General features: G+C 69.4%; 24 protein-coding genes. 10 read left to right on the forward strand and 14 right to left on the reverse strand.

All coding sequences use genetic code 11. From position 1 onward, the window contains the following. Positions 1-171: 171 nt before the first annotated feature. The 3 genes from ACSX1D_RS17820 to ACSX1D_RS17830 form a co-directional block, all read right to left on the reverse strand. The gene (locus ACSX1D_RS17820) at positions 172-1518 is read right to left on the reverse strand and encodes a DEAD/DEAH box helicase (protein WP_439859776.1); all 1347 of its coding nucleotides are present in this window, start codon (positions 1516-1518) and stop codon (positions 172-174) included. Positions 1519-1589: 71 nt separating this feature from the next. Next, positions 1590-2201, reverse strand: coding sequence for a 3'-5' exonuclease (locus ACSX1D_RS17825; protein WP_439859777.1), 612 nt, complete (start codon positions 2199-2201; stop codon positions 1590-1592). 3 nt (positions 2202-2204) lie between these two features. Continuing rightward, a complete protein-coding gene (locus tag ACSX1D_RS17830) occupies positions 2205-2681 on the reverse strand; it encodes an NYN domain-containing protein (protein ID WP_439859778.1) in 477 nt (158 codons plus the stop codon). Between the two features lie 89 nt (positions 2682-2770). On the opposite strand from ACSX1D_RS17830, the gene ACSX1D_RS17835 reads away from it, so the two are divergent. The 3 genes from ACSX1D_RS17835 (at position 2771) to ACSX1D_RS17845 (ending at position 4513) form a co-directional block, all read left to right on the forward strand. Further along, the gene (locus ACSX1D_RS17835) at positions 2771-3334 is read left to right on the forward strand and encodes a cysteine hydrolase family protein (protein ID WP_439859779.1); all 564 of its coding nucleotides are present in this window, start codon (positions 2771-2773) and stop codon (positions 3332-3334) included. Positions 3335-3395: 61 nt separating this feature from the next. Beyond that, entirely contained in the window at positions 3396-4058 is a 663-nt protein-coding gene (locus ACSX1D_RS17840; RefSeq protein ID WP_439859780.1) for a YciC family protein, read from the forward strand. Between the two features lie 44 nt (positions 4059-4102). Then, the gene (locus ACSX1D_RS17845; protein ID WP_439859781.1) at positions 4103-4513 is read left to right on the forward strand and encodes a VOC family protein; all 411 of its coding nucleotides are present in this window, start codon (positions 4103-4105) and stop codon (positions 4511-4513) included. Between the two features lie 25 nt (positions 4514-4538). Here the strand turns inward: ACSX1D_RS17845 and ACSX1D_RS17850 are convergent, their stop codons facing one another. The 4 genes from ACSX1D_RS17850 to ACSX1D_RS17865 form a co-directional block, all read right to left on the reverse strand. Next, positions 4539-4907, reverse strand: a complete 369-nt coding sequence (locus ACSX1D_RS17850; protein WP_439859782.1) for a hypothetical protein — start codon at positions 4905-4907, stop codon at positions 4539-4541. A gap of 90 nt (positions 4908-4997) precedes the next feature. After that, entirely contained in the window at positions 4998-5285 is a 288-nt protein-coding gene (locus ACSX1D_RS17855) for a transporter substrate-binding domain-containing protein (RefSeq protein ID WP_439859783.1), read from the reverse strand. Then, the gene (locus tag ACSX1D_RS17860; protein ID WP_439859784.1) at positions 5285-6130 is read right to left on the reverse strand and encodes an SDR family oxidoreductase; all 846 of its coding nucleotides are present in this window, start codon (positions 6128-6130) and stop codon (positions 5285-5287) included. The genes ACSX1D_RS17855 and ACSX1D_RS17860 overlap by 1 nt, the downstream gene beginning before the upstream one ends. Positions 6131-6174: 44 nt before the next feature. Then, on the reverse strand, positions 6175-6414 hold the full coding sequence (locus ACSX1D_RS17865) for a CDGSH iron-sulfur domain-containing protein (protein WP_439859785.1): 240 nt from the start codon (positions 6412-6414) through the stop codon (positions 6175-6177). A 109-nt stretch (positions 6415-6523) separates the two neighbouring features. Between ACSX1D_RS17865 and ACSX1D_RS17870 the strand changes: the two genes are divergently transcribed. Beyond that, complete coding sequence (locus tag ACSX1D_RS17870) at positions 6524-7555, forward strand: endonuclease/exonuclease/phosphatase family protein (RefSeq protein WP_439859786.1); 1032 nt, start codon at positions 6524-6526, stop codon at positions 7553-7555. Between the two features lie 112 nt (positions 7556-7667). Next, positions 7668-8414 (forward strand): substrate-binding periplasmic protein, encoded by a 747-nt coding sequence (locus ACSX1D_RS17875; RefSeq protein ID WP_439859787.1) that lies wholly within the window; start codon positions 7668-7670, stop codon positions 8412-8414. Between the two features lie 13 nt (positions 8415-8427). Here ACSX1D_RS17875 and hrpB read toward each other — a convergent pair whose 3' ends face one another. Beyond that, positions 8428-10962: an ATP-dependent helicase HrpB gene (gene hrpB / locus ACSX1D_RS17880; protein ID WP_439859788.1), complete on the reverse strand. Its 2535-nt coding sequence runs from the start codon at positions 10960-10962 to the stop codon at positions 8428-8430. A 139-nt stretch (positions 10963-11101) separates the two neighbouring features. Between hrpB and ACSX1D_RS17885 the strand changes: the two genes are divergently transcribed. The 4 genes from ACSX1D_RS17885 to ACSX1D_RS17900 all read left to right on the forward strand — a co-directional run bounded on the left by ACSX1D_RS17885 (position 11102) and on the right by ACSX1D_RS17900 (position 13583). Then, a complete protein-coding gene (locus ACSX1D_RS17885) occupies positions 11102-11518 on the forward strand; it encodes a polyribonucleotide nucleotidyltransferase (protein WP_439859789.1) in 417 nt (138 codons plus the stop codon). 77 nt (positions 11519-11595) lie between these two features. Next, positions 11596-12450: a cation diffusion facilitator family transporter gene (locus tag ACSX1D_RS17890; RefSeq protein WP_439859790.1), complete on the forward strand. Its 855-nt coding sequence runs from the start codon at positions 11596-11598 to the stop codon at positions 12448-12450. Positions 12451-12792: 342 nt separating this feature from the next. Beyond that, positions 12793-13272, forward strand: a complete 480-nt coding sequence (locus tag ACSX1D_RS17895) for an Lrp/AsnC family transcriptional regulator (RefSeq protein WP_439859791.1) — start codon at positions 12793-12795, stop codon at positions 13270-13272. Between the two features lie 92 nt (positions 13273-13364). Then, positions 13365-13583, forward strand: a complete 219-nt coding sequence (locus ACSX1D_RS17900) for a DUF2788 domain-containing protein (protein WP_439859792.1) — start codon at positions 13365-13367, stop codon at positions 13581-13583. Positions 13584-13623: 40 nt separating this feature from the next. Here ACSX1D_RS17900 and ACSX1D_RS17905 read toward each other — a convergent pair whose 3' ends face one another. Further along, complete coding sequence (locus ACSX1D_RS17905) at positions 13624-14190, reverse strand: pseudouridine synthase (protein WP_439862360.1); 567 nt, start codon at positions 14188-14190, stop codon at positions 13624-13626. Between the two features lie 204 nt (positions 14191-14394). Here ACSX1D_RS17905 and ahr point away from each other — a divergent pair, with 204 nt between their 5' ends. Then, positions 14395-15429: an NADPH-dependent aldehyde reductase Ahr gene (gene ahr / locus ACSX1D_RS17910; RefSeq protein WP_439859793.1), complete on the forward strand. Its 1035-nt coding sequence runs from the start codon at positions 14395-14397 to the stop codon at positions 15427-15429. An 81-nt stretch (positions 15430-15510) separates the two neighbouring features. Here the strand turns inward: ahr and amn are convergent, their stop codons facing one another. The 5 genes from amn to ACSX1D_RS17935 all read right to left on the reverse strand — a co-directional run bounded on the left by amn (position 15511) and on the right by ACSX1D_RS17935 (position 20168). Further along, positions 15511-16983: an AMP nucleosidase gene (gene amn / locus ACSX1D_RS17915; protein WP_439859794.1), complete on the reverse strand. Its 1473-nt coding sequence runs from the start codon at positions 16981-16983 to the stop codon at positions 15511-15513. Positions 16984-17055: 72 nt separating this feature from the next. Then, positions 17056-17385 (reverse strand): DUF3703 domain-containing protein, encoded by a 330-nt coding sequence (locus tag ACSX1D_RS17920; RefSeq protein ID WP_439859795.1) that lies wholly within the window; start codon positions 17383-17385, stop codon positions 17056-17058. Then, complete coding sequence (locus ACSX1D_RS17925) at positions 17382-17873, reverse strand: PaaI family thioesterase (RefSeq protein WP_439859796.1); 492 nt, start codon at positions 17871-17873, stop codon at positions 17382-17384. The genes ACSX1D_RS17920 and ACSX1D_RS17925 overlap by 4 nt, the downstream gene beginning before the upstream one ends. 4 nt (positions 17874-17877) lie before the next feature. Next, positions 17878-19530 carry an acyl-CoA dehydrogenase family protein gene (locus ACSX1D_RS17930; RefSeq protein WP_439859797.1) on the reverse strand — a complete coding sequence of 551 codons (1653 nt, stop codon included), beginning with the start codon at positions 19528-19530 and terminating at the stop codon, positions 17878-17880. After that, complete coding sequence (locus ACSX1D_RS17935) at positions 19527-20168, reverse strand: TetR/AcrR family transcriptional regulator (protein ID WP_439859798.1); 642 nt, start codon at positions 20166-20168, stop codon at positions 19527-19529. The genes ACSX1D_RS17930 and ACSX1D_RS17935 overlap by 4 nt, the downstream gene beginning before the upstream one ends. Between the last annotated feature and the right edge of the window lie 14 nt (positions 20169-20182).

Raw genomic sequence — 20182 nt, forward strand, 5'->3', positions numbered from 1 at the left:
CAGAACGGTGGGTTACGCGGCACCATTATCGGTTGCCGACCAAACCTCATCACGCCGCTAACCCACCCTACGGGTTGGAGTTGTTGCTGAGCCCGTAGGGTGCGCCGCGCGCACCATGGCCCACGAGTGCTGATGCCATTGGTGCGCATGGCCTCGGCGGCCCCGCGCACCCTACGGCTTGCGGCTGCCCTTGGCCGGCTTGCCGGCAAAGCTCGGCACCTTGCGCACTGCCTTGGCCTTGGGCGTATCGTCTTCCTCGAACCAGTTGCCGAGGTGGATCTTGCCCTTGCCGGCGGCCTTGCCCGCACCGGGTATCAGTTTCTGCTTGGGCTTCTTCGGTTTCTTCAGCACCACGCCGCCGGCCTGGGTGACGGGCACGCGATGGTCGGGGATGAAGTCCGGTTCGTCGACGCGCTGGATCACCTGGTTGATCAGGGTCTCGATGGCCGCCAGGTGTTCCACCTCGTCGGCGCATACCAGCGACACCGCCTGGCCCGTGGCCCCGGCGCGACCGGTGCGGCCGATGCGGTGCACGTAGTCCTCGGCGACGATCGGCAGGTCGAAGTTGACCACCAAAGGCAGGTCGTCGATGTCCAGGCCGCGGGCCGCCACGTCGGTGGCCACCAGCACCTGCACCTCGCCCTGCTTGAAGCGTTGCAGGGCGCGCAGGCGGGTCGGCTGCGGCTTGTCGCCGTGGATCGCCTCGGCATCGATGCCGGCCTGCTGCAACTGCGCCTCCAGCTCGTCGACGCCCTTGCGGGTCTTGGCGAACACCAGCACCTGGCTCCAACGCTTTTCCTGATACAGGTGCAGGAACAGCTCGGCCTTGCGCTTCTTGTCCACCGGGATCAGCCATTGCTTGACCGACTTGGCCGCGGCGTTGCGCGAGCTGACCTCGATCGACAGCGGGTCGCGCAGCAGCTCCTTGGCCATGGCGCGGATGGCCTCGGAGAAGGTCGCGGAGAACAGCAGGGTCTGGCGCTTCTTCGGCAGGGCGCAGAACAGCTCGTCCAGCTCGCGGGCGAAGCCCAGGTCGAGCATGCGGTCGGCCTCGTCCAGCACCAGGGTCTGCAGCTGGTTGAACTTCACCGCGTTCTGCCGGTACAGGTCGAGCAGCCGCCCGGGGGTGGCCACCAGCACGTCGAGGCCCTTGCGCAGCTTCATCATCTGCGGGTTGATGCTGACCCCGCCGTACACCGCGTAGCTGCGCAGCGGCAGGTGCTGGCCGTAGGCCTGGAAGCTCTGCTGCACCTGCTCGGCCAGTTCGCGGGTCGGCACCAGCACCAGGGCGCGCACCGAGTTGGCCGCCACCACCGGCCCCTCCATCATCAGTCGCTGCAGCAGCGGCAGGGCGAAGCCGGCGGTCTTGCCGGTGCCGGTCTGCGCCGCGGCCATCAGGTCGCGGCCCTTGAGGATCGGCGGAATGGCCTGGGCCTGGACGGGGGACGGGGTCTGGTAGTCGAGGCCGGCGAGGCTGCGCAGCAGCGGCTCGATCAGGCCGAGGGAGGCGAAAGTCATGGCGATTTAACCGGGCGTCAGCGCGCGAATGCAAAGACGCGCAGTTTACCAGCCCCGGCGCCGGCCGGCGCTCAGTTCAGTCGCGCCAGGGTCTGGGCGATCTTCGCCGCCGGCACCTTCTGCAGGCGGCACAGCAGCTCGTGGCTGACCTCGGCAATGCCATGGCGCTCGCGCAGCAGTGTCGCCATGAAGGTCAGCAGGTTGGCCGCCATCTCGGCGTCGGCCAGGGCGCGGTGGGCCTGGCCGGTGTCCGGCAGGCGGGCCCAGCGGTTGAGCACGCCGAGCTTGTGGCTGGGCGCCTGGGGCAGCAGGCGCCGAGCCAGCAACAGCGAGCAGGCGAAGGGCAGCAGGCGCCGGCGACCGACCAGGGCCAGCTCGGCATCCCAGAACTTCTGGTCGAAGGAGGCGTTGTGCGCCAGCAGCGGCGCATCGCCGACGAAGTCGGCCACCTCGTGCATCACCTGGGCCGCCGGCGGCGCGTCGCGCAGCATGGCGTTGCTGATGCCGGTGAGCTGCTCGATGAACGGCGGCACCCGCACGCCGGCGTTCATCAGGCTCTGGTAGCGGGCGACGATGCGCCCGCCCTCGACCAGCACCACGCCGACCTCGGTGGCGCGGGCTTGCTGCGCCGGGGACAGGCCGGTGGTCTCGAAGTCGAGCACGGCGATAAGTTCGGCGGGCATGGTTCAGTTTCTCAACAGCAGATTGCCTTCGATCGGCACGTAGCGGCTGGCCGCGCGCACCAGCGATTGCGCGGTCAGCCCCGGCACGCCGTAGGCCACCGCCTCGACGCCGTAGCTGCGCACCTTGTCCAGCAGCAGGTCGAAGTCGCCGTCGCCGGAGGCCAGCACCACCTGATCGACCCGCGGCGCGGCGTCCATGATGTCGATGGTGATGCCGACGTCCCAGTCACCCTTGGCCGAACCGTCGCTGCGCTGGATATAGGGCTTGAGCTTCACGGTGAAGCCGAGGTTGCGCAGGATCTGCTGGAACTGCTGCTGCTTGGCGTCGCCGCGATCGATGGCATAGGCGTAGGCCTCGACGATCTGCCCATGCTGGCCGATGTCGGCCCACAGCGCGGCATAGTCGAAATGGCAGCCATGGGCCTGGCGCACGGTGTAGTAGAGGTTCTGAACGTCGGCGAATACGGCGATTTTCTTCACCGGGAATCCTCGGCAGGCGGCTGACGGGCGGGAGCGCGCGGGTTAAATTCGACGCCCAGTATGCCAGCCCGCGACCAAGGACAGTCGAAATGCTCAAGCAAGACGCTCATAGCGCGCCCACCGCGGCCCTGTTGATCATCGATATGCAGCAGGGCATCCGCGACCTGGCGCTCCCGCGCAACAATCCCCGGGCCGAAGCATGCATCGCCGCCCTGCTCGCGCGCTGGCGCCGGGCCGGCTGGCCAGTGGTGCACATCCGCCATATGTCCCGGCAGGCCGATTCGGTATTCGCCCCTGGCCAGCCGGGCGCGCGGTTCCAGCCCGAACTGGCGCCCCAGCCCGGCGAGGCGGTGTTCGAGAAGAACGTCACCGACGCCTTCGTCCACAGCGGCCTGGAGCGTTGGCTGCATGTGCGCGGCATTGGCCGGGTGGTCATAACCGGGGTAGCCAGCGAGAACTCGGTGGAGGCCACGGCGCGCAGCGCCAGCAACCTGGGGTTCGTCACCCGGGTGGTGGCGGACGCCTGCTACACCTTCGCCAAGCGCGACTATGGCGGTCGCCCGCGCAGCGCCGAGGAGGTGCACGACATGGCCATGGCCAACCTGCGCGACGAATATGCCGAGGTGCTGCAGAGCGGCGCGCTGCTGGATTAGCCGCGCGCTGGGGCGATCGGCTAGAGTGGGTGCCTGCTCACTCGACGATGATGTCCTATCGATGAATCCCCTCCTCGCCCTGCGCGACGCCCTGTTCTTCTTCAGCCACAACCTGGTCGCCATCGCGGCGCTGTGCCTGCCGCTGGTGGTGCTCGAGGGCGTGGTGCAGCAACAGGTGACCGGCATAGTCGGGCTCGACTCGGCGATGCCCTACCGCCTGCTGGTGGGCCTGCTGTTCTACCCGCTGTACACCGGCGCATTGATCCTGTTTCTCGATGCACGCAGCGAGGGCCAGGTGCCGCGTCTGCGCGACCTGCTCGCCGCCAGCCTCGGCCTGTGGCCGCGCTTCGCCCTGTTGGCTGGGCTCAGCGCCCTGGCGATCATGCTCGGCGCATCGCTGTTCATCCTTCCCGGGCTGTGGATCATGATCAAGCTGTCGTTCGCCGAGTTCCTGCTGCTTTTGCGCGGCCTCGGCCCGCTGAAGGCGCTGCAGGAAAGCTTCGAGCTGACCACCGGCTATTTCTGGCAGATCCTGCTGTGTGTGCTCGGGGTGATGGTGCCGCTGTGGCTGCTCGACTGGGCGACCCAGGCTGGCGAGGGCGAGCAGCCCGATCTGTTGCTCGGCCTGCTGCTGTACAGCCTCAATGGTTTCCTCCAGCTGTTCGCCACCGTGGTGCTGTTTCGCCTGTTCATGCTGCGCAGCGCGCTGCCGCTGGAGGACTGAAAACGGGCTAGGCTGGGAAGGTCGTTTTCTCGGAGCAGAACCCCATGGCCGACGCCACCCCCAGCATCCTTTCGCACATCTCCCTGGGCAGCAATCGCTTCGACGAGGCCGTTGCCTTCTATGACCAGGTGCTGCCGACGCTCGGCTGCCGACGTATCCTCGCCCACCCCGGCGCCGTCGCCTACGGCCGCGACTACCCCGAGTTCTGGGTGCAGCGGCCCCACGACGGGCGCCCGGCCAGCGTCGGCAATGGCAGCCACGTCGGCTTCATCGCCCCTGAGCGGGACGCGGTGGATGCCTTCTACCGCGCGGCACTAGCCGCCGGCGCCCGCGACGAAGGCGCTCCCGGCCCACGCCCGGACTACGGCGAGCCCTACTACGGCTGCTTCGTCCGCGACCTCGACGGCCACAAGATCGAAGCCACCTACTGGGACCCGCACGCGCTCCAGGAATAGCGCAGCGGCACACAGCCTTGCGGCGTCAGGGTGTCTGCAGCTGGTAACGCTGCGCCGCCCGCGCGATCCAGCCTTCGGCCTGGAGCTGCCCGAGGGCCTGGCTCAGAAGGCGGTGCTCGTCCGGCAAAGGCCGCCGCCGGGACAAGCCGATGTACAACTCGGTGCGCACCGGCGGGTGGTACGCCGCCTTGGCGATGCGCGCGGCCCAGCGCGGCTGGCGCAGTTCGTAGTCGACCTGGCAATCGGTGCCGATCACCGCCCCCAGGCGCCCGCGGGCGAGCATTCCGAGCAGCTGGGCCTCGTTGTTGACCGCCGACTGGTGCAGGTTCCGATCCGAATCGTACGGTTCGAAGTAGGCTGAGCCCAGCACCTGGCCGACACGCAGCCCGCCCAACTGGTGGTAGCTGTGCAGCGCCGACGCCTGCTCGGGGCTGGTGTAGAAACGCGGGGCGCAGGCGAAATAGGGGCGCGCGAGGTAGCGGACCTAGGCTTCGCGTTCGGCGGTCTTCGCCAGCCCGGTCATCAGGTCGGCCTTGCCCTGCTCCAGCGCGGCCGGGCCGCGGGCCCAGGGCGCACGCCATACCTCGAAACGCAGGCCGGTGCGCTGGCTCAGCTGCGCCAGCAGGTCGATATCCAGGCCGCGCAGTTCGCCGTGGTCGTCGAGCATGCGAAGCTGCGGCCAGAGGTCGGTCATCACCAGCAGCGGCGCGGGCTGCGCCGCCTGCAGCGCACTGCCCAGCACCAGCAGCAGGGCCAGCACGCCGGCGCGCATCAGGCGCGGCCGGCCCGCTGCGGCTTGAGTCCCGACAGGCGCGGCAACAGCACCCGCTCGAAAATCCGTGGAAAGAATCGTGCGAGCAGCCGCGCGCGCCAGTCGACATTGGACAGGATCAGCAGGCGCTTGCGCTTGAGCGCACCATGGTAGATGGCCTCGGCGACATCCTGCGGCGACGCCACCTTGCCCATCGCCAGCGGTGGCTGGGCGGCCACCGAGCCATCGCCGACCAGGGCGTTCTTGCGCAGGTCGGTGGCGGTGAAGCCGGGGCACACCAGCATGACGTTGACCCCCGAGCCCTTGAGCTCGTAGCGCAGGGTCTCGAACAGGCCGTGCAGGGCGTGCTTGCTGGCGTTGTAGGCGCTGCGGTAGAGCAGAGGGGCGAAGCCCGACAGCGAGCTGAGCACGATGACCTGGCCGCGGCGGGCGATCAGGCTGGGCAGCGCCGCCTGGGTACAGTGCACGGCGCCAAAGTAATTGACCGCCATGACCCGCTGGAACACCTCCAGCCCGGTTTCGGCGAAGCTGCTGCGATGGGTGATGCCGGCGTTGTTGACCAGCACGTCGATGCCGCCGAAGCGCTCGATGGCCAGGGCCACGGCCCGCTGCACCGCCTCGGCGTCGGCGACGTCGCAGACCAGGCCCAGGGCCTCGGCGTTGTGATGGTCGTCCAGATGCTGCACCAGGCTGTCCAGCGCCTGCTGCTGCAGGTCGAAGATCACCAGCCGCGCCCCGGCCTGGGCCAGGCGCACGGCCAGGGCGCGACCGATACCGGCGCAACCGCCGGTGATCAGCACCACCTTGCGGTCGAATACTTTGTTGGCGAACACCTTGCGGTACATACCCTGCCCCCCGGCATCTCTTGCTCTTCGGCTCCCGGCGCTCACTACAACCGGTTATGGCTGCCATCGCAACAGGGTGGCGTGCCGGTGTGCTTGCAGCCGCAAAAATACAAGGTATCACTGCTTTCGGCATGGTACTTCAACGGCGACAGGCCGGTTCCCTTGTGGCTGCCGTCGCAGAAGGGCTGATTGGCGCTGCGTCCGCAGCGACACCAGAAGTAGTCCTTGCCGGCGATCACCTCGACCGCATAGGGGCCGCGCTGGGCAATCAGTGCTTCGGTCATTCCCGCATCCTCTTGGGCGAGCAGCAGGGCGAGGGTCGGCGCGAGGGCGCATCTCCGGTATGCTCGCGTCCTTCCAGCATAGTTCAAGGCCCCCTGGCCCCGCCTGCCCATGCCTCTGCCGCGCCCATTGCGTCTCGCCCTGCTCGGCCTCGCGCCGACCCTCGCCCTGCTGCTCGTCCTGATCTATGGCCTGGCCTGGCGACCGGCCGCGCGCGAAGCCGCTGCGATCGCCTGCGCCGCCCAGGCCCCGGTGCTGCAGCCGGGCCAGGCACTGAAGGTGATGACATGGAACGTCCGGTACCTGGGAAGCGGGCAGCACGATCCCGGATACGACCCGGCGCGGGCGCTAGAGAATGTGCTACGGGTGCTGCGCGAGGAACAGGCCGATATCGTCCTGCTGCAGGAGCTACAGGGCGGCGGCGCCCAGCAGGACCAGCTGGCGCGCCTGCAGTCGCACCTGAGCGAGCTGTACCCCTGCAGCAGCCAGACGCCATACTGGAAGGCCGGGCTTGTCGCCCCCTTGCACGCCGGCGGCAGCGCCGAGCTGAAGCTGGCCACCCTGAGTCGCTACCGCCTGAACCGCGCCGAACGCCTGCAGCTGCCGCGGAAGCCGGCCAACCCGCTGCAGCAGCCGTTCCAAGCGCAGCGAGCGCTGCTGGTCAGTTACCTGGCGGTGCGTGGCGGCGGCCAGCTGGCGGTGGTCAACAGCCAACTGGACAGCGCCGCCGAAGGCGCTGACACCCAGCGCCGGCAGGTGGCGATGACCGCCCGCCTGCTGCAACGGCTGCAGCGCCAGGGTACGCCCTGGCTGCTCGGCGTCGACCTCAACCCGCTGCGGCCGGAGCAGCAGCCGAGGCCGGCCGTGAACAGCCGCGGTGACGCAGCGGGCGAACTGGCCCGACTGGCCAGCCGCTACCCGATGATTCCCAGCCTGGAGCAGGCCAGCGGCCCGCAGCAGGCTGCCTGGCACACCCACTTCGCCAAGGATGGGCACGAAGCGGGCGCCGGGAGCACCCTCGACTACCTGCTCCACAGCCCACGCCTGACGCCGCTGGATGCCCAGGTGCGCCAGCACGACACCCGCGACATCGCCGGGCATCTGCCACTGCTGGCCCGCCTGCTGCTGCCCGCGCTCGACTAGACTGATTCGGGATGACTGCAACGCGCGCTGGACAAATGCCTTGGCACTTGGCCATTCTCCGTGGCGCGAACTCCTGATAACAACAAGACGGCCAAGAGCCGCCGGGTCCTCGATGCCAAGACTCCTCTGCCTCGTCCTTGTTGCGGCCCTGTACTGTGCGACCAGCCAGGCCCAGACCGTCACCGACAGTCCGCGGCCGGTGATCCAGGTCGGTTTCTATGAGTTCCCCCCCTACTCCTACTGCGACGAGCAGGGCCGGCCCCAGGGCCCCGCTCTGCGCCTGACCGAGCGTCTGCTGCAACAGGCCGGCTACCAGGCGCATATCCGCGCCTATCCCAGCGCCCGTCTGTACAGTGAACTGCAGGATGGCGGCGTGCATATCTGGCCCGGCGCACCGGGCAAGCCCGAACTGGCGGAGCACACCCTGGAAAGCCGCACGCCTCTCGGCGAGGCGGTGCTCAACCTGTATTTTCGCCGCGATACCCTGCTGCCACGCATCCCCGACGACCTGTACGGCCGTGGACTGATCCTGATCAGCGGCTACAGCTACTGGCCGTCGGTCAATCGCCTGATCGACGACCCGGCCCTGGATATGCGCCAACACCGCACCGGCAGCCACGCCTCGGCGCTGGAAATGCTGCAGCGCGGGCGCGGCGACTTCCTGCTGGACTACCAGGCCCCGGTCGAGCTGGCGCGCAAAGAGCTGGGCATGCCGGAGCTGCCCTTCGTCCAGTTGCACCGCCTGCCGCTGAGGCTGATCATCTCGCGCCATGCCCCGGGCGCAGAGGCCCTGCGCGATGCCCTGGACCGCGCCTACCAGGAACTGCAGGCCGCCGGCGAGGACCTGCGCCTGCATTGAGCACCACGCTGCCTCACTTGCGCGGTTTGGCCCGCGCGGTGGGCTCGGCGATCAGCGGATCGTCCGGCCAGTAGTGCTTGGGATAGCGCCCCTTGAGGTCCTTCTTCACTTCGGCATAGGTGCTGGCCCAGAAGCTGGCCAGATCCTGGGTCACCTGCACCGGCCGCCGCGCCGGCGACAGCAGGTGCAGCTTGACCGGCTGGCGGCCGCCAGCCAGGCGCGGCGTCTCGGCCAGGCCGAACAGCTCCTGCAGGCGTACCGCCAGCACCGGCGGGCGCTCACTGTAGTCCAGGGCGATGCGCGAGCCGGAGGGCACCTGCAGGGTGCGCGGCGCCAGTTCGTCGAGGCGCTGCGGCAGTGGCCAGGGCAGCAGGTTGTGCAACAGGCCGGGCAGGTCCAGGTTGGCGAAATGGCTGAGGCGGCTGACCTTGTCCAGGTAGGGTTGCAGCCAGTCCTCCAGACGCTCGAGCAGCGCCGCGTCGGACAAGTCCGGCCATTCGCTCTGGCCCTTGGCGGCCAGGTCGAGCTCACGCAGCAGCTGCACCCGCGCCTGCCATTGGCGCAGTTCGACGGTCCAGGGCAGCAGCTCCAGGCCCTTGCGCCGCACCAGCCCCAGCAAGGCGCGGCTGCGCTGCGCCTCGTCCAGCGCGGCCAATGGCTCGCGGCCGAGCACCAGCTCGCCGACCTTGCGCTGGCGCTCGGCGCGCAGCACGCCCTCGCGCTCGTCCCAGTCGAGCAGCTCAAGCTCGCTGACCTGCTCGGCCAATACCGTGTCGAACAGCGCCGGGTCGAGGTCGGCGGCCAGGTAGATGCGCTCCTCGCGCTGGCCCTGGCGACTGCCCAGGTCGGCCAGCACCAGCCAGGAATACTTCATCAAGCCATCGACCTCGGCGAACAGCGCCGCGCGGCCGTTGGCCAGGCGGTACTCGGCGCCGCCGGCGCGGCGCTGGCAGGCGACCCGGTCCGGATAGGCGAAAGCCAGCAGCGCGCCGAGCCAGCGCGGATGCTCGGGATCGCCCACCGGCTCGTTGACCGGCCGCCCCTTGAGCAGCCCCAGGAACTGTCGAGACAGCTGTCGTACCCGCTGCACCCCGCCTTGCGCCGGGCGTGAGGCGCGGCTTTCGCCGCCGAGCAGAGCCAGGCGGCTGTGCAGGTCGGCGCCGGCGCCGCGCAGGGTGTCGCGTTCCGACAGCAGCGCGGCGAGGTTGCAGGCCAGGGTGCCGAGGCCGAGGTCCTGGCCACGCAACAGCAGGTGGGCGATGCGCGGATGGCTTGGCAGCTCGGCCATGGCCTGGCCGTGGGCGGTCAGCGCGCCGCCCTCGTCCAGGGCGCCGAGGCGCAGCAGCAGGTCGCGGGCCTGGGCGTAGGCCGCCGGCGGCGGCGGATCGAGCCAGACCAGCTCGTCCGGGGCGACGCCCCAGCGCGCCAGCTGCAAGGCCAGGCCGGCCAGGTCGGCCTGGAGGATTTCCGCCGTCGAGTAGCTCGCCAGCTGTTCATGCTGGGCCTGGGACCACAGGCGGTAGCAGGCCCCCGGCTGCAGACGACCGGCACGCCCGGCGCGCTGGGTGGCCGAGGCACGGGAGATGCGCTGGGTGTCCAGGCGGGTCATGCCGCTGCCCGGATCGAAACGCGGCACCCGCGCCAGGCCGGCGTCCACCACCACGCGCACGCCGTCGATGGTCAGGCTGGTCTCGGCGATATTGGTGGCCAGTACCACCTTGCGCGTGCCAGGGCTCGCCGGCTCGATGGCCGCGCGCTGGGTGCTCAGCTCCAGCTCGCCGTGCAGCGGGCACAGGCGGATGTCATCGCGCTCGCCCAGGGCCTCGGCCAGCTGCTGGTTGACCCGGCGAATCTCCGCCTGCCCTGGGAGGAACACCAGCAGGCTGCCCGGCTCGTCGGCGAGCGCCTGCAGCACGGTCTGCACCACCCGCGGCTCGAGCCACTCGCCGGCCTGGGTCGGCTGGCCCCAGCGGATGTCCACCGGATACATGCGCCCTTCGCTGCGCAGCACCGGCGCCTCATCGAGCAGCGCGGCGAGGCGCTCGCCTTCCAGGGTCGCCGACATCAGCAGCACCTTCAGCGCCGGCTCGCCGCTGTCCGCCCCGCGCAGCATGGCGCGGCCATTGAGGCACAGGGCCAGGGCCAGGTCGGCGTCGAGGCTGCGCTCGTGGAATTCGTCGAAGATCACCAGGCCGACGCCCTCCAGGGCCGGATCGTCCTGCAGGCGCCGAGTGAGGATGCCCTCGGTGACCACCTCGATGCGCGTCCTGGGGCCGACCTTGCTGTCCAGGCGGATGCGGTAGCCGACCGTCTCGCCAACCCGTTCGCCCAGCTCGCTGGCCAGGCGCTCGGCGGCGGCGCGGGCGGCCAGGCGGCGCGGCTCGAGCATGATGATGCGCTGCCCGGCCAGCCAGGGTTCATCCAGCAGGGCCAGCGGCACGCGGGTGGTCTTGCCGGCGCCCGGGGGCGCCTCCAGCACCGCCTCGTGGCTGCCGGCGAGGGCCAGGCGCAGGTCATCCAGCAGGGCGTCGATAGGCAGGGCAGTCATGGGCACTCCAGTTCAGGCCGGCGATTATACCGGCCCTGCGCACGCCTGCCCGAGGCCCGCGACGACCTTGTTAACGGCGCAGCGGCTTTGCCCCGGGCGCCTTGCTATAGTTGCGCCAACTTTCATATGGAGGTGCCCGATGCACATGCAAAACCGCCTGATCAGCGGCGTCCTCGCCGCCACCCTGCTCACCCAGCTGAGTGCCTGCGGCACGCTGTTCTATCCCGAACGCCGCGGCCAGATCGAAGGCAAGGTCGACCCGGTAGTGGTGGCCATGGACGCCATCGGCATCCTGTTCTTCGTCATTCCCGGGCTGATCGCCTTCGGCATCGACTTCGCCACCGGCGCCATCTACCTGCCCAACGGCCAGTATTCCATGGCCCCGGACACCCTCAGACAGGCGCTGAACGCCGAGGGCCGCGTCGACAACGCCAAGCTCAAGGCGCTGATCGAGCAGCACACCGGCCAGCGCCTGCCGCTGGACGACCCGCGGCTGATCCGCCACAGCGGCAACGTCGAGCAACTGGCCGCCTTCGGCCTGGCCCCGGCGGCGTAAATGCGCGGCTGCCCGACGCAGCGCCAGGCTGTGGGGGCGCCTGAGCCGTGAAGCTAACGGCACAACAGGCGCGCCTGATGCGCCTGGCCACCGCCGCGGCGCTGGCCACGGCGCTGACCCTGGCCCTGGCCAAGGCCATCGCCTGGTGGCTGAGCGGCTCGGTGAGCCTGCTCGCCGGCCTCACCGACTCGCTGCTCGACGGCGTCGCCTCGCTGCTCAACCTGCTCGCCGTGCACTACGCGCTGCGCCCGGCGGACGAGGACCACCGCTACGGCCACGGCAAGGCGGAGGCCCTGGCGGGACTCGGCCAGGCGCTGTTCATCGCCGCCAGTTCGGTGCTGGTCGCGGTGCAGGGCATCAAGCGCCTGCTCGAGCCGCAGCCGCTGACCGCCGAGGCGCTAGGTATCGCGGTGATGCTGCTGTCGCTGGCGCTGACCTTCGCCCTGCTGCTGTTTCAACGGCACGTGGTGCGCCAGACCGGCTCCACGGCCATCCACGCCGACTCGCTGCATTACCGCTCCGACCTGCTGCTCAACGGCAGCATCCTGCTGGCCCTGGTCCTGGCCGGCCTCGGCTGGCCGCAGGTCGATGCGCTGTTCGCCATCGGCATCGCCGGCTACATCCTCTGGAGCGCCATCAGCATCGTCCGCGAGGCGGTAGCCGTGCTGATGGACCAGGAGCTGTCACCGCAGATCAGCGAGCAGATGCATGCCCTGGCCTGCAACGTGCCCGGGGTGCTCGGCGTGCACGATCTGCGCACGCGCATCTCCGGCACCCGCTGGTTCGTCCAGTTGCACCTGGAGTTGCCCGGCGCCATCAGCCTGGCCCAGGCCCACGCCCTGTGCGTCCAGGTGGAAACGGCAATCCGCCAGCGGTTCCCGCGGGCCGAGGTGATGGTGCATGCCGACCCTGCCGAGCCGGTGCGGCCCTGAGCGAGCCGTCGGCCCTTTCCTGCGGGCAAGAAAAAGGGGAGACCTGGCGGCCTCCCCTCTGCAATGGTGTCCTGTACTGGCGATGATGTCGCCGCTTTCGTCGCCCGCCTGGTTGGGCAGTGCGGACCCGGGTGCCGTGGCGGCCCGGTAGGGCCGGCGGCGCCGGCGCACCTGATTGGGCGTGCCGGGTGGACGTGTCGTCCGGGCCGTGAAACTGAGGTAAATCTTAGGGCAACGGCCGCGACAGATGATTGCTAAGATTGCTAAATATTGCATTGCTTGCGCAATTTTTAGCTAATCAGGCATGATTTACCGCAAGCAACCGGATAAAGCCGTGAAAACATGAACAGACTTGACCGCTACGACCTGAACATCCTCGCCGAATTGCAGCGCGACGCCACCCTGTCCAACCAGGACCTGGCCGAGCGCATCGGCCTGTCGCCTTCGCCCTGCTCGCGGCGGGCCAAGCAACTGCAGGACGACGGCTATATCCTCGGCCAGGTGGCCCTGCTCGATCGCAAACGGCTCGGCCTGACCCTCACCGCCTACGTGCTGATCGGCATGGACCGCCACACCCCGGAACGCTTCGAGCATTTCCAGGCGTCCATCCGCCAATGCCCGGAGGTGCTGGAATGCTGCCTGGTCACCGGGATGGACGCCGACTACCAGCTCAAGGTGGTGGTGCCGGACATGGACCACTACCAGCAGTTCCTGCTCGGTACCCTGACCCGCATCGAAGGGGTGTCCAGCGTGCGCTCGAGCTTCGTCCTGCAGCAGATCCTCTCGACCACCCAGTTGCCGCTGCAGCACCTGCGCGGCTGATCGCCGCAGCCCGACCGGTGCCTGCGGCAGGCGCGGCCAGGACGGGTATAATCGCCGCCCGCCGTTGTCCCAGCCCTATCCGCGAGGCCCCCATGGAAACCGAACAGTTCGAAGCCCTGATGATGTACGTCCTGGTGGGCGGATTGATGCTGTTCATGTTCTTCATCATCTGGGACCTGGCCAAGAAGTCCAAGGCCGGGCGCCTGGGCACCGCTATCCTGTTCCTCGGCCTGGGCCTGTGCCTGTTCGCCTTCCTGGCCAAGCCGATCATCACCTACTTCATCGAAGTGGCCCGCGGCATCCAGGGCTGAGGGTACTCGCGCCAGGTCGCTTGCGCGCCCTGCGCCACGCCTACAGCTGGGCCGGCACCTCGCGCCACTGCCCCGGCTGCAGATCGTCGAGCGCCCAGGGGCCGATGCGCACACGCACCAGGCGCAGGGTCGGCAGGCCCACCGCGGCGGTCATGCGTCGTACCTGACGGTTGCGCCCCTCGCGAATCACCAGTTCCAGCCAGGTGGTCGGCACGCTCTTGCGAAAGCGTACCGGCGGGTTGCGTGGCCACAGCTGCGGCTCGTCCAGCACGCGCGCCTCGGCCGGCAGGGTCGGGCCATCGTTGAGCTGCACGCCCTCGCGCAGCGCCTGCAGCTGCGCGGCCGTCGGCTCGCCCTCCACCTGCACCCAGTAGGTCTTGGCCAGCTTGTGCCTGGGGTCGGCGATGCGCGCCTGCAGGCGGCCATCGTTGGTCAGCAGCAGCAGGCCCTCGCTGTCGCGGTCCAGGCGCCCGGCCGGGTAGACGCCGGGAACCGCGACGAAGTCCTTGAGGGTGGCGCGGCCCTGCTCGTCCTGGAACTGGGTCAGCACGTCGAACGGCTTGTTCAGCAGGATCAGCCGCGGCTCGCTCGGCGGCGCCTTGGCCACGCGGCGGGCGGCGGGCTGGGCGGAGGGGCGGCGAGGAGCGGTGGAACGGGGCGGGCGCGACATGGTCCTTCCAGCGGCGGTCGAGGGGAGGCGCAGTGTAACCGACAGCGTTGTCCCATCATCACCCGCGCTGATCGAGACGCCGGCCACCCGCCAATGCGACTAAGCTGGCGGGGTTGTCCATCTGCATACCGAGGCCGTCCCATGAGCAGTTCCGCATCCGTACTCGAGCGTTTCACCGGCTGGGCCGCCACCGCCCCCGGCGCCGCCCTGCAACCTCATAGCTACGACCCCGGCCCACTGGGCGCCGAGGAGGTGGAGGTGGCCGTCGAGTACTGCGGCATCTGCCACTCCGACCAGTCGATGATCGACAACGAGTGGGGCATGAGCCGCTACCCCTTCATCCCCGGCCACGAGGTGGTCGGCACCGTCGTGCGCCTCGGCGAGCAGGCCCGCGGCCTGAAGCTCGGCCAGCGCGTCGGCATCGGCTGGTACAAGGGCAGCTGCATGCACTGCAGCTCCTGCATCGAGGGCGCGCATCAGCTGTGCGGCACGGTCAAGCCGACCATCATCGGCAGCAACGGCGGCTTCGCCGACCGCCTGCGCAGCCACTGGGCCTGGGCCGTCCCGCTGCCGGCCGGACTCGACCCGGCGCTGGTCGGCCCGCTGTTCTGCGCCGGTTCCACGGTGTTCAGCCCGCTGCTAGACTTCGGCGTCAAGCCCACCGACCGGGTCGGCGTGGTCGGCATCGGCGGCCTCGGCCACCTGGCCCTGGTTTTTCTCAACGCCTGGGGCTGCGAGGTAACCGCCTTCACCTCGTCCATGAACAAGCAGGACGAGGCCAAGCGCCTGGGCGCGCACAAGGTGGTGGCCTCCACCGACAGCACGGCACTGGAGGCCATCGCCGGCAGCCTGGACTTCCTGCTGATCACCGCCAGCGCCGACCTCGACTGGCCGGCACTGATCGGCACCCTGCGCGGCAAGGGCCGCCTGCACTTCGTCGGCATCGCGCCGAGCGCCATCCCGGTGCACGTGTTCAACCTGATCCCGCAGCAGAAGAGCCTGTCCGGCTCGCCGGTGGGTTCGCCGGCGAACATGGCGAAGATGCTGGAGTTCTGCGCCCGTCACCAGATCCTGCCGCAGGTCGAGCACTTCCCCATGAGCCGCGTCAACGAGGCCATCGACCACCTGCGCGCCGGCAAGGCGCGCTACCGGGTGGTGCTGGACGCCAGTAAGTAGGTGTCTGCCCGGCAGGGTGGGCCGTGCGCACCAGGCGTCCACAGGCAAAGGTGCGCACGGCGCACCCTACCCCCTGCCGACCTAGCGGAACGGCGGCTCGTCGAAGCTGCGCAGCTTGCGCGAATGCAGCGAGTTGAGCTGGCTGCGCAGCAGGTCCAGGGCGGCGATGCCGATGTGCAGGTGCTGGGTCACCGCGCGCTCGTAGAAGGCCCCCGCCGCGCCCGGCAGCTTGATCTCGCTGTGCAGCGGCTTGTCCGAGACGCACAGCAGGGTGCCGTAGGGCACCCGCAGGCGATAGCCTTGCGCGGCGATGGTGCCGCTCTCCATGTCCACCGCCACGGCCCGCGACAGGTTGATCAGCGGCCGCTCCTGGGCCCAGCGCAACTCCCAGTTGCGGTCGTCGTAGGTCAGCACGGTGCCGGTGCGCAGGCGTTTCTTCAGCTCGTCGCCCTCCTCGCCAGTCACCGTCCTGGCCGCCTGCTGCAGCGCCTGTTGCACCTCGGCCAGGGCCGGCAGGGGGATGTTGGGTGGCAGCACCCGGTCGAGGATGCCGTCGCGGCGCATATAGGCGTGGGCCAGCACATAGTCGCCGATGGTCTGCGATTGGCGCAGGCCGCCGCAGTGGCCGATCATCAGCCAGCAGTGCGGGCGCAGCACCGCCAGGTGGTCGGTGATGTTCTTGGCGTTGGACGGGCCGACGCCGATATTGACCAGGGTGATGCCATCGCCGTCGGCGGCCTGCAGGTGGTAGGCCGGCATCTGGTAGCGGTGCCAGACCACCGTCTCGATGATCGCCTGCATCTCGCCCTCGGCCATGCCGCGCTCGATCACCACGTTGCCCGGCAGCACCATGCGCACGAAGCGCGACTCGCCGACCAACACGTCCAGGCCGTGGCGGATGAACTGGTCGACGTAGCGGTGGTAGTTGGTCAGCAGGATCCACGGCTGCACGTGGCGCCAGTCGCTGCCGGTGTAATGCACCAGGCGGCGCAGGGAGAAGTCCACCCGCGCCGCGTCGAACAGCGCCAAGGGCAACGGGTCGGTGTTCTCCCAGTCGTTCAGGCCGTCGGCGGTGCCGTCGGTGGCGGCCGACAGGTCGGTACTGGGGAACACCCGCGCCAGCTCGGCGGCGGTGACCCCGGAGCCGGCCAGCTCATCGCCCTGCTCGACCACATAGGGATAGGGAATGTTCTGCTGGCTGGTGCCCACCTCCACCCGCACGGTGAAGTCCTGCATCAGCGGGCCGAGCTGCTCCAGCAGGTATTTGCGGAAGGCCGCCGGCTGGGTGACCGTGACGCTGTAGGTGCCGGGCACCTGGACCTTGGCAAAGGCGCGTACGCTGGCCGGCGCCTCGCCCTGGCCCTGGTAGGTCAGGCGCAGCTCGGGGTAGCGGAACTGGCGATGCTGTTCGGCGTCGGGCTTGACCCGCTCCTTGAGATAGCGCTTGAGCGCCTGGCTCAAGGCGCCGGTGGCTTGCTGATGCAGGGCGGCCAGGCGGTCCACCGCCTCCTCCGCACTCTGGGCGACGACGAAGTCTTCGGAACAAGGGTTCACGGTTACGCTTCCTGGCTGGAGATACCGTTCTATCTTGCCCGCTTCGCCACGCCTAGGGATAGCGCGACGTGCTCAGCGCAGCAGCGCCTCCAGGTCCTCCGGCAGCGCCTGCGGCGTCAACGCCCCCACGCGCCGGGTGCCGGGGTTGCCCAGGGGATAGAGGCCGAGCAGCGAACCCAGGCTGCCCGGCAGGCGCAGCAGCTGGGCCAGCAGCTCCGCCGCGTCGCGCTGGCGCCAGGCCCAGGCCAGCAGCCACAAGTGGCTGCTCAGGTGATCGAGAAAACGCGGCTGGCCGAGGATGTGGGCGCGCTCCAGATGACGCAGCTCGCCGAAGACATCGCCGGCGCCTCGCTGCTGGCGCGCCTGTTGATACTCGTTGCGAAAGGCCTGTTTCCGGGTCATGACGGTAATTCCACAGTGAACGGGCCATCAGTCTGCAAGCCCGGGGCGGCCCCTAGGTCAACCCCCTGCGGGCGGCCTGGCTGGACAAAACGCGCGCAGGCCTGGGCACAAGGCCGCCCATGACGATCACATAGCGTGGCCTCGGCGAACACCGCACGGCCCTCGCGCCGCAGCAGGCGGGCCTCGACGGCCAGCGGCAGCGCCTGCGCGCCGAGCGGCCGCAGGTAGGTCACCTCGAGTTTGGCCGTGACATGGACGGCGTCCGGCTCGGCTGCGGAGTAGACCGCCAAGCCCAGGGCGGCGTCGAACAGGGTGGCGGTGTAGCCACCGTGCACCGTCCCCAGGGGATTGAAGTGCTCGGCCATCGGCCGTGCGACAAAACGCGTCCAGCCGTCCTCGGCCTGCATGGCCGAGATGCCATAGGCACGACCGGCGCTGCCGCCAAGCCAGTCGTGCAGGCGCTGGAAGATGCTGGCCTCACCGTCCATGGCCCTAGACCAGGTGCGGCGTGCTGCGTGCCAGCAGCGCCTGGACATCCACGCCGCGCGGCAGGGTGCCGTAGACCCGTCCGCCCTGCCCGCCCAGACGGCTGGCGATAAAGGCGTCGGACGCCGCCGCGTTACCGGCCTCCAGCAGCAGCTTGGCCTGCAGCGCCAGGGCCACGTCCTCGGTCAGCTGGCGGGCGCGGTACTGGATATCCTGCTTGTCGGCGAAGGCCGCCTGCAGCCCCTGGATATGGGCCTGGAGGCGCGCATCGCCATGGCCGTCGCCGAGCTCGGTGAACAGCGCATCGAGCACCCCGGGCTCCTTGGCCAGGGCGCGCAGCACGTCCAGGCACTGCACGTTGCCCGAGCCTTCCCAGGTCGAGTTGACCGGCGCCTCGCGGTACAGCCTTGGCAGGATGCTGTCCTCGACATAGCCGGCGCCGCCCATGCACTCGGCGGCCTCGTTGATCATCGCCGGGGCGCGCTTGCAGATCCAATACTTGCCCACGGCGGTGACCAGGCGGGCGAACTTGTCCTCCTGCTCGTCACCGGCCTGGTCCAGGGCCCGGCCCATGCGCAGGGTCAGGGCCAGGGCCGCTTCGCTCTCCAGGGCCAGGTCGGCCAGCACGTTCTGCATCAAGGGCTGCTCGGCCAGCACCCGGCCGCCCACCTGGCGGTGCGCGCAATGGTGCGCGGCCTGGGTCAGCGCCTGGCGCATCAGCGCGCTGGAGCCGATCATGCAGTCGAAGCGGGTCAGCGCCACCATCTCGATGATGGTCGGCACGCCGCGCCCCTCCTCGCCGATCATCCAGGCCAGGGCGCCGCGGTACTCCACCTCGCTGGAGGCATTGGACCAGTTGCCCAGCTTGTTCTTCAGGCGCTGGATATAGAACTCGTTGCGCGTGCCGTCTGGACGGTGGCGCGGCAGCAGGAAGCAGGTCAGGCCCTTGTCGGTGTAGGCCAGGGTGAGGAAGGCGTCGCACATCGGCGCCGAGCAGAACCACTTGTGGCCGACCAGCTCGTAGGCCTGGCCCGGACCGCCGGCGCCGACCGGGTAGGCGCGGGTGGTGTTGGCGCGCACGTCGGTGCCGCCCTGCTTCTCGGTCATGGCCATGCCGATGGTGGCACCGCTCTTCTGCTCGAACGGCAGGTTGCGCGGATCGTACTGGGTCGAAAGGATCTTCGGCAGCCACCGTTCGGCGAGGTCCGGCTGCAGCCTGAGCGCCGGCACGCTGGCGTAGGTCATGGTCAGCGGGCAACCGCTGCCGGCCTCGGCCTGGCTGTGCAGATAGCTCATGGCGGCGCGTGCCACCTGAGCGCCGGGCCTGGGGTCGGTCCAGGGCAGGGAGGGGATGCCGTGCTCGATCGCCGCGCCCATCAGCTGATGGTAGGCCGGATGGAACTCGACCAGGTCGATGCGGTGGCCATAGCGATCATGGCTGTGAAACACCGGCTTGTTCTCGTTGGCGAGGAAGCCTGCGGCCATCAGCTCGCCGCCGGCCAGGGCACCGTAGGTGTCGATCCGCGCCTCGGCCCAGTCGCCCTGGTAGCGGCGCGTCCACTCCTGCAACGGCAGGTCGAGGCGGTAGAGGTTGGCGCCATCCAGCGGCGGCACCTGATTGAGTACCTCGTGGGTTTCGACGAGCAGGTTCGGTTTCATGGCTGTGGCTCCTCGGCGCCGACGGCGCGCAGGCAGAAGGTGACCAGGTTCTGACTGACTTCGCCCAGATCCTGGGACAGACGGCCAGCCTCGCGGGCCGCTCGCGCAGGTGGCGACAGCGGCCCGACCAGGGATTCGGCAATGGCACCGACCAGGCAGGCGGCAGTCAGGCCGGCATCGGCCAGGCGAAAGTCGCCGCAGGCGACGCCCTCTTCCAGCAGGCTGATGAACAGTTCGGCATAGGCCTCGCGATACAGCAGGCGCTGCTCGTCGACTTGGGGGTCGACCGGTTCGGCAATCAGGGCAAAGGCCAGGCGGCGACTGTGCCAGGCACGGGCGGCGAACTGGCGCAGGCCGGCGGCCAGCCGTACGCTCGGGCGGCCGGACCCGCCCAGGACGGCGGCGAGGGCATCCACTTCACGCTGGCTGGCGGCGGCGAACACCTCGACGGCCAGCTCATCCTTGCCGCGAAAATGGCGGTACAGGCTGCCGGTGGCGATGCCCACGTCCTCGGCCAGGGCCTGCATGGTCAGGGCGGCAAAACCGCCGGCGCTGACCCGCGCCAGGGCGCAGGCGAGGATGCGCTCGCGCAGTTCTTGATTGCGCTCGAGGGGCAAGATCGCGGTGCGTTCAGTCATGGGCTGAATCCTGA

Source organism: Pseudomonas sp. MBLB4136, assembly GCF_051904765.1.
Taxonomy (GTDB): domain Bacteria; phylum Pseudomonadota; class Gammaproteobacteria; order Pseudomonadales; family Pseudomonadaceae; genus Aquipseudomonas.

What these genes read in the sequence shown, in the direction of transcription:
- ACSX1D_RS17820 (WP_439859776.1), bottom strand. Translation starts at nt 1,518, where the DNA reads ATGACTTTCGCCTCCCTCGGCCTGATCGAGCCGCTGCTGCGCAGCCTC.
- ACSX1D_RS17825 (WP_439859777.1), bottom strand. Translation starts at nt 2,201, where the DNA reads ATGCCCGCCGAACTTATCGCCGTGCTCGACTTCGAGACCACCGGCCTG.
- ACSX1D_RS17835 (WP_439859779.1), top strand. Translation starts at nt 2,771, where the DNA reads ATGCTCAAGCAAGACGCTCATAGCGCGCCCACCGCGGCCCTGTTGATC.
- ACSX1D_RS17840 (WP_439859780.1), top strand. Translation starts at nt 3,396, where the DNA reads ATGAATCCCCTCCTCGCCCTGCGCGACGCCCTGTTCTTCTTCAGCCAC.
- ACSX1D_RS17845 (WP_439859781.1), top strand. Translation starts at nt 4,103, where the DNA reads ATGGCCGACGCCACCCCCAGCATCCTTTCGCACATCTCCCTGGGCAGC.
- ACSX1D_RS17855 (WP_439859783.1), bottom strand. Translation starts at nt 5,285, where the DNA reads ATGCGCGCCGGCGTGCTGGCCCTGCTGCTGGTGCTGGGCAGTGCGCTG.
- ACSX1D_RS17860 (WP_439859784.1), bottom strand. Translation starts at nt 6,130, where the DNA reads ATGTACCGCAAGGTGTTCGCCAACAAAGTATTCGACCGCAAGGTGGTG.
- ACSX1D_RS17865 (WP_439859785.1), bottom strand. Translation starts at nt 6,414, where the DNA reads ATGACCGAAGCACTGATTGCCCAGCGCGGCCCCTATGCGGTCGAGGTG.
- ACSX1D_RS17870 (WP_439859786.1), top strand. Translation starts at nt 6,524, where the DNA reads ATGCCTCTGCCGCGCCCATTGCGTCTCGCCCTGCTCGGCCTCGCGCCG.
- ACSX1D_RS17875 (WP_439859787.1), top strand. Translation starts at nt 7,668, where the DNA reads ATGCCAAGACTCCTCTGCCTCGTCCTTGTTGCGGCCCTGTACTGTGCG.
- hrpB (WP_439859788.1), bottom strand. Translation starts at nt 10,962, where the DNA reads ATGACTGCCCTGCCTATCGACGCCCTGCTGGATGACCTGCGCCTGGCC.
- ACSX1D_RS17885 (WP_439859789.1), top strand. Translation starts at nt 11,102, where the DNA reads ATGCACATGCAAAACCGCCTGATCAGCGGCGTCCTCGCCGCCACCCTG.
- ACSX1D_RS17890 (WP_439859790.1), top strand. Translation starts at nt 11,596, where the DNA reads ATGCGCCTGGCCACCGCCGCGGCGCTGGCCACGGCGCTGACCCTGGCC.
- ACSX1D_RS17895 (WP_439859791.1), top strand. Translation starts at nt 12,793, where the DNA reads ATGAACAGACTTGACCGCTACGACCTGAACATCCTCGCCGAATTGCAG.
- ACSX1D_RS17900 (WP_439859792.1), top strand. Translation starts at nt 13,365, where the DNA reads ATGGAAACCGAACAGTTCGAAGCCCTGATGATGTACGTCCTGGTGGGC.
- ahr (WP_439859793.1), top strand. Translation starts at nt 14,395, where the DNA reads ATGAGCAGTTCCGCATCCGTACTCGAGCGTTTCACCGGCTGGGCCGCC.
- ACSX1D_RS17920 (WP_439859795.1), bottom strand. Translation starts at nt 17,385, where the DNA reads ATGACCCGGAAACAGGCCTTTCGCAACGAGTATCAACAGGCGCGCCAG.
- ACSX1D_RS17925 (WP_439859796.1), bottom strand. Translation starts at nt 17,873, where the DNA reads ATGGACGGTGAGGCCAGCATCTTCCAGCGCCTGCACGACTGGCTTGGC.
- ACSX1D_RS17930 (WP_439859797.1), bottom strand. Translation starts at nt 19,530, where the DNA reads ATGAAACCGAACCTGCTCGTCGAAACCCACGAGGTACTCAATCAGGTG.
- ACSX1D_RS17935 (WP_439859798.1), bottom strand. Translation starts at nt 20,168, where the DNA reads ATGACTGAACGCACCGCGATCTTGCCCCTCGAGCGCAATCAAGAACTG.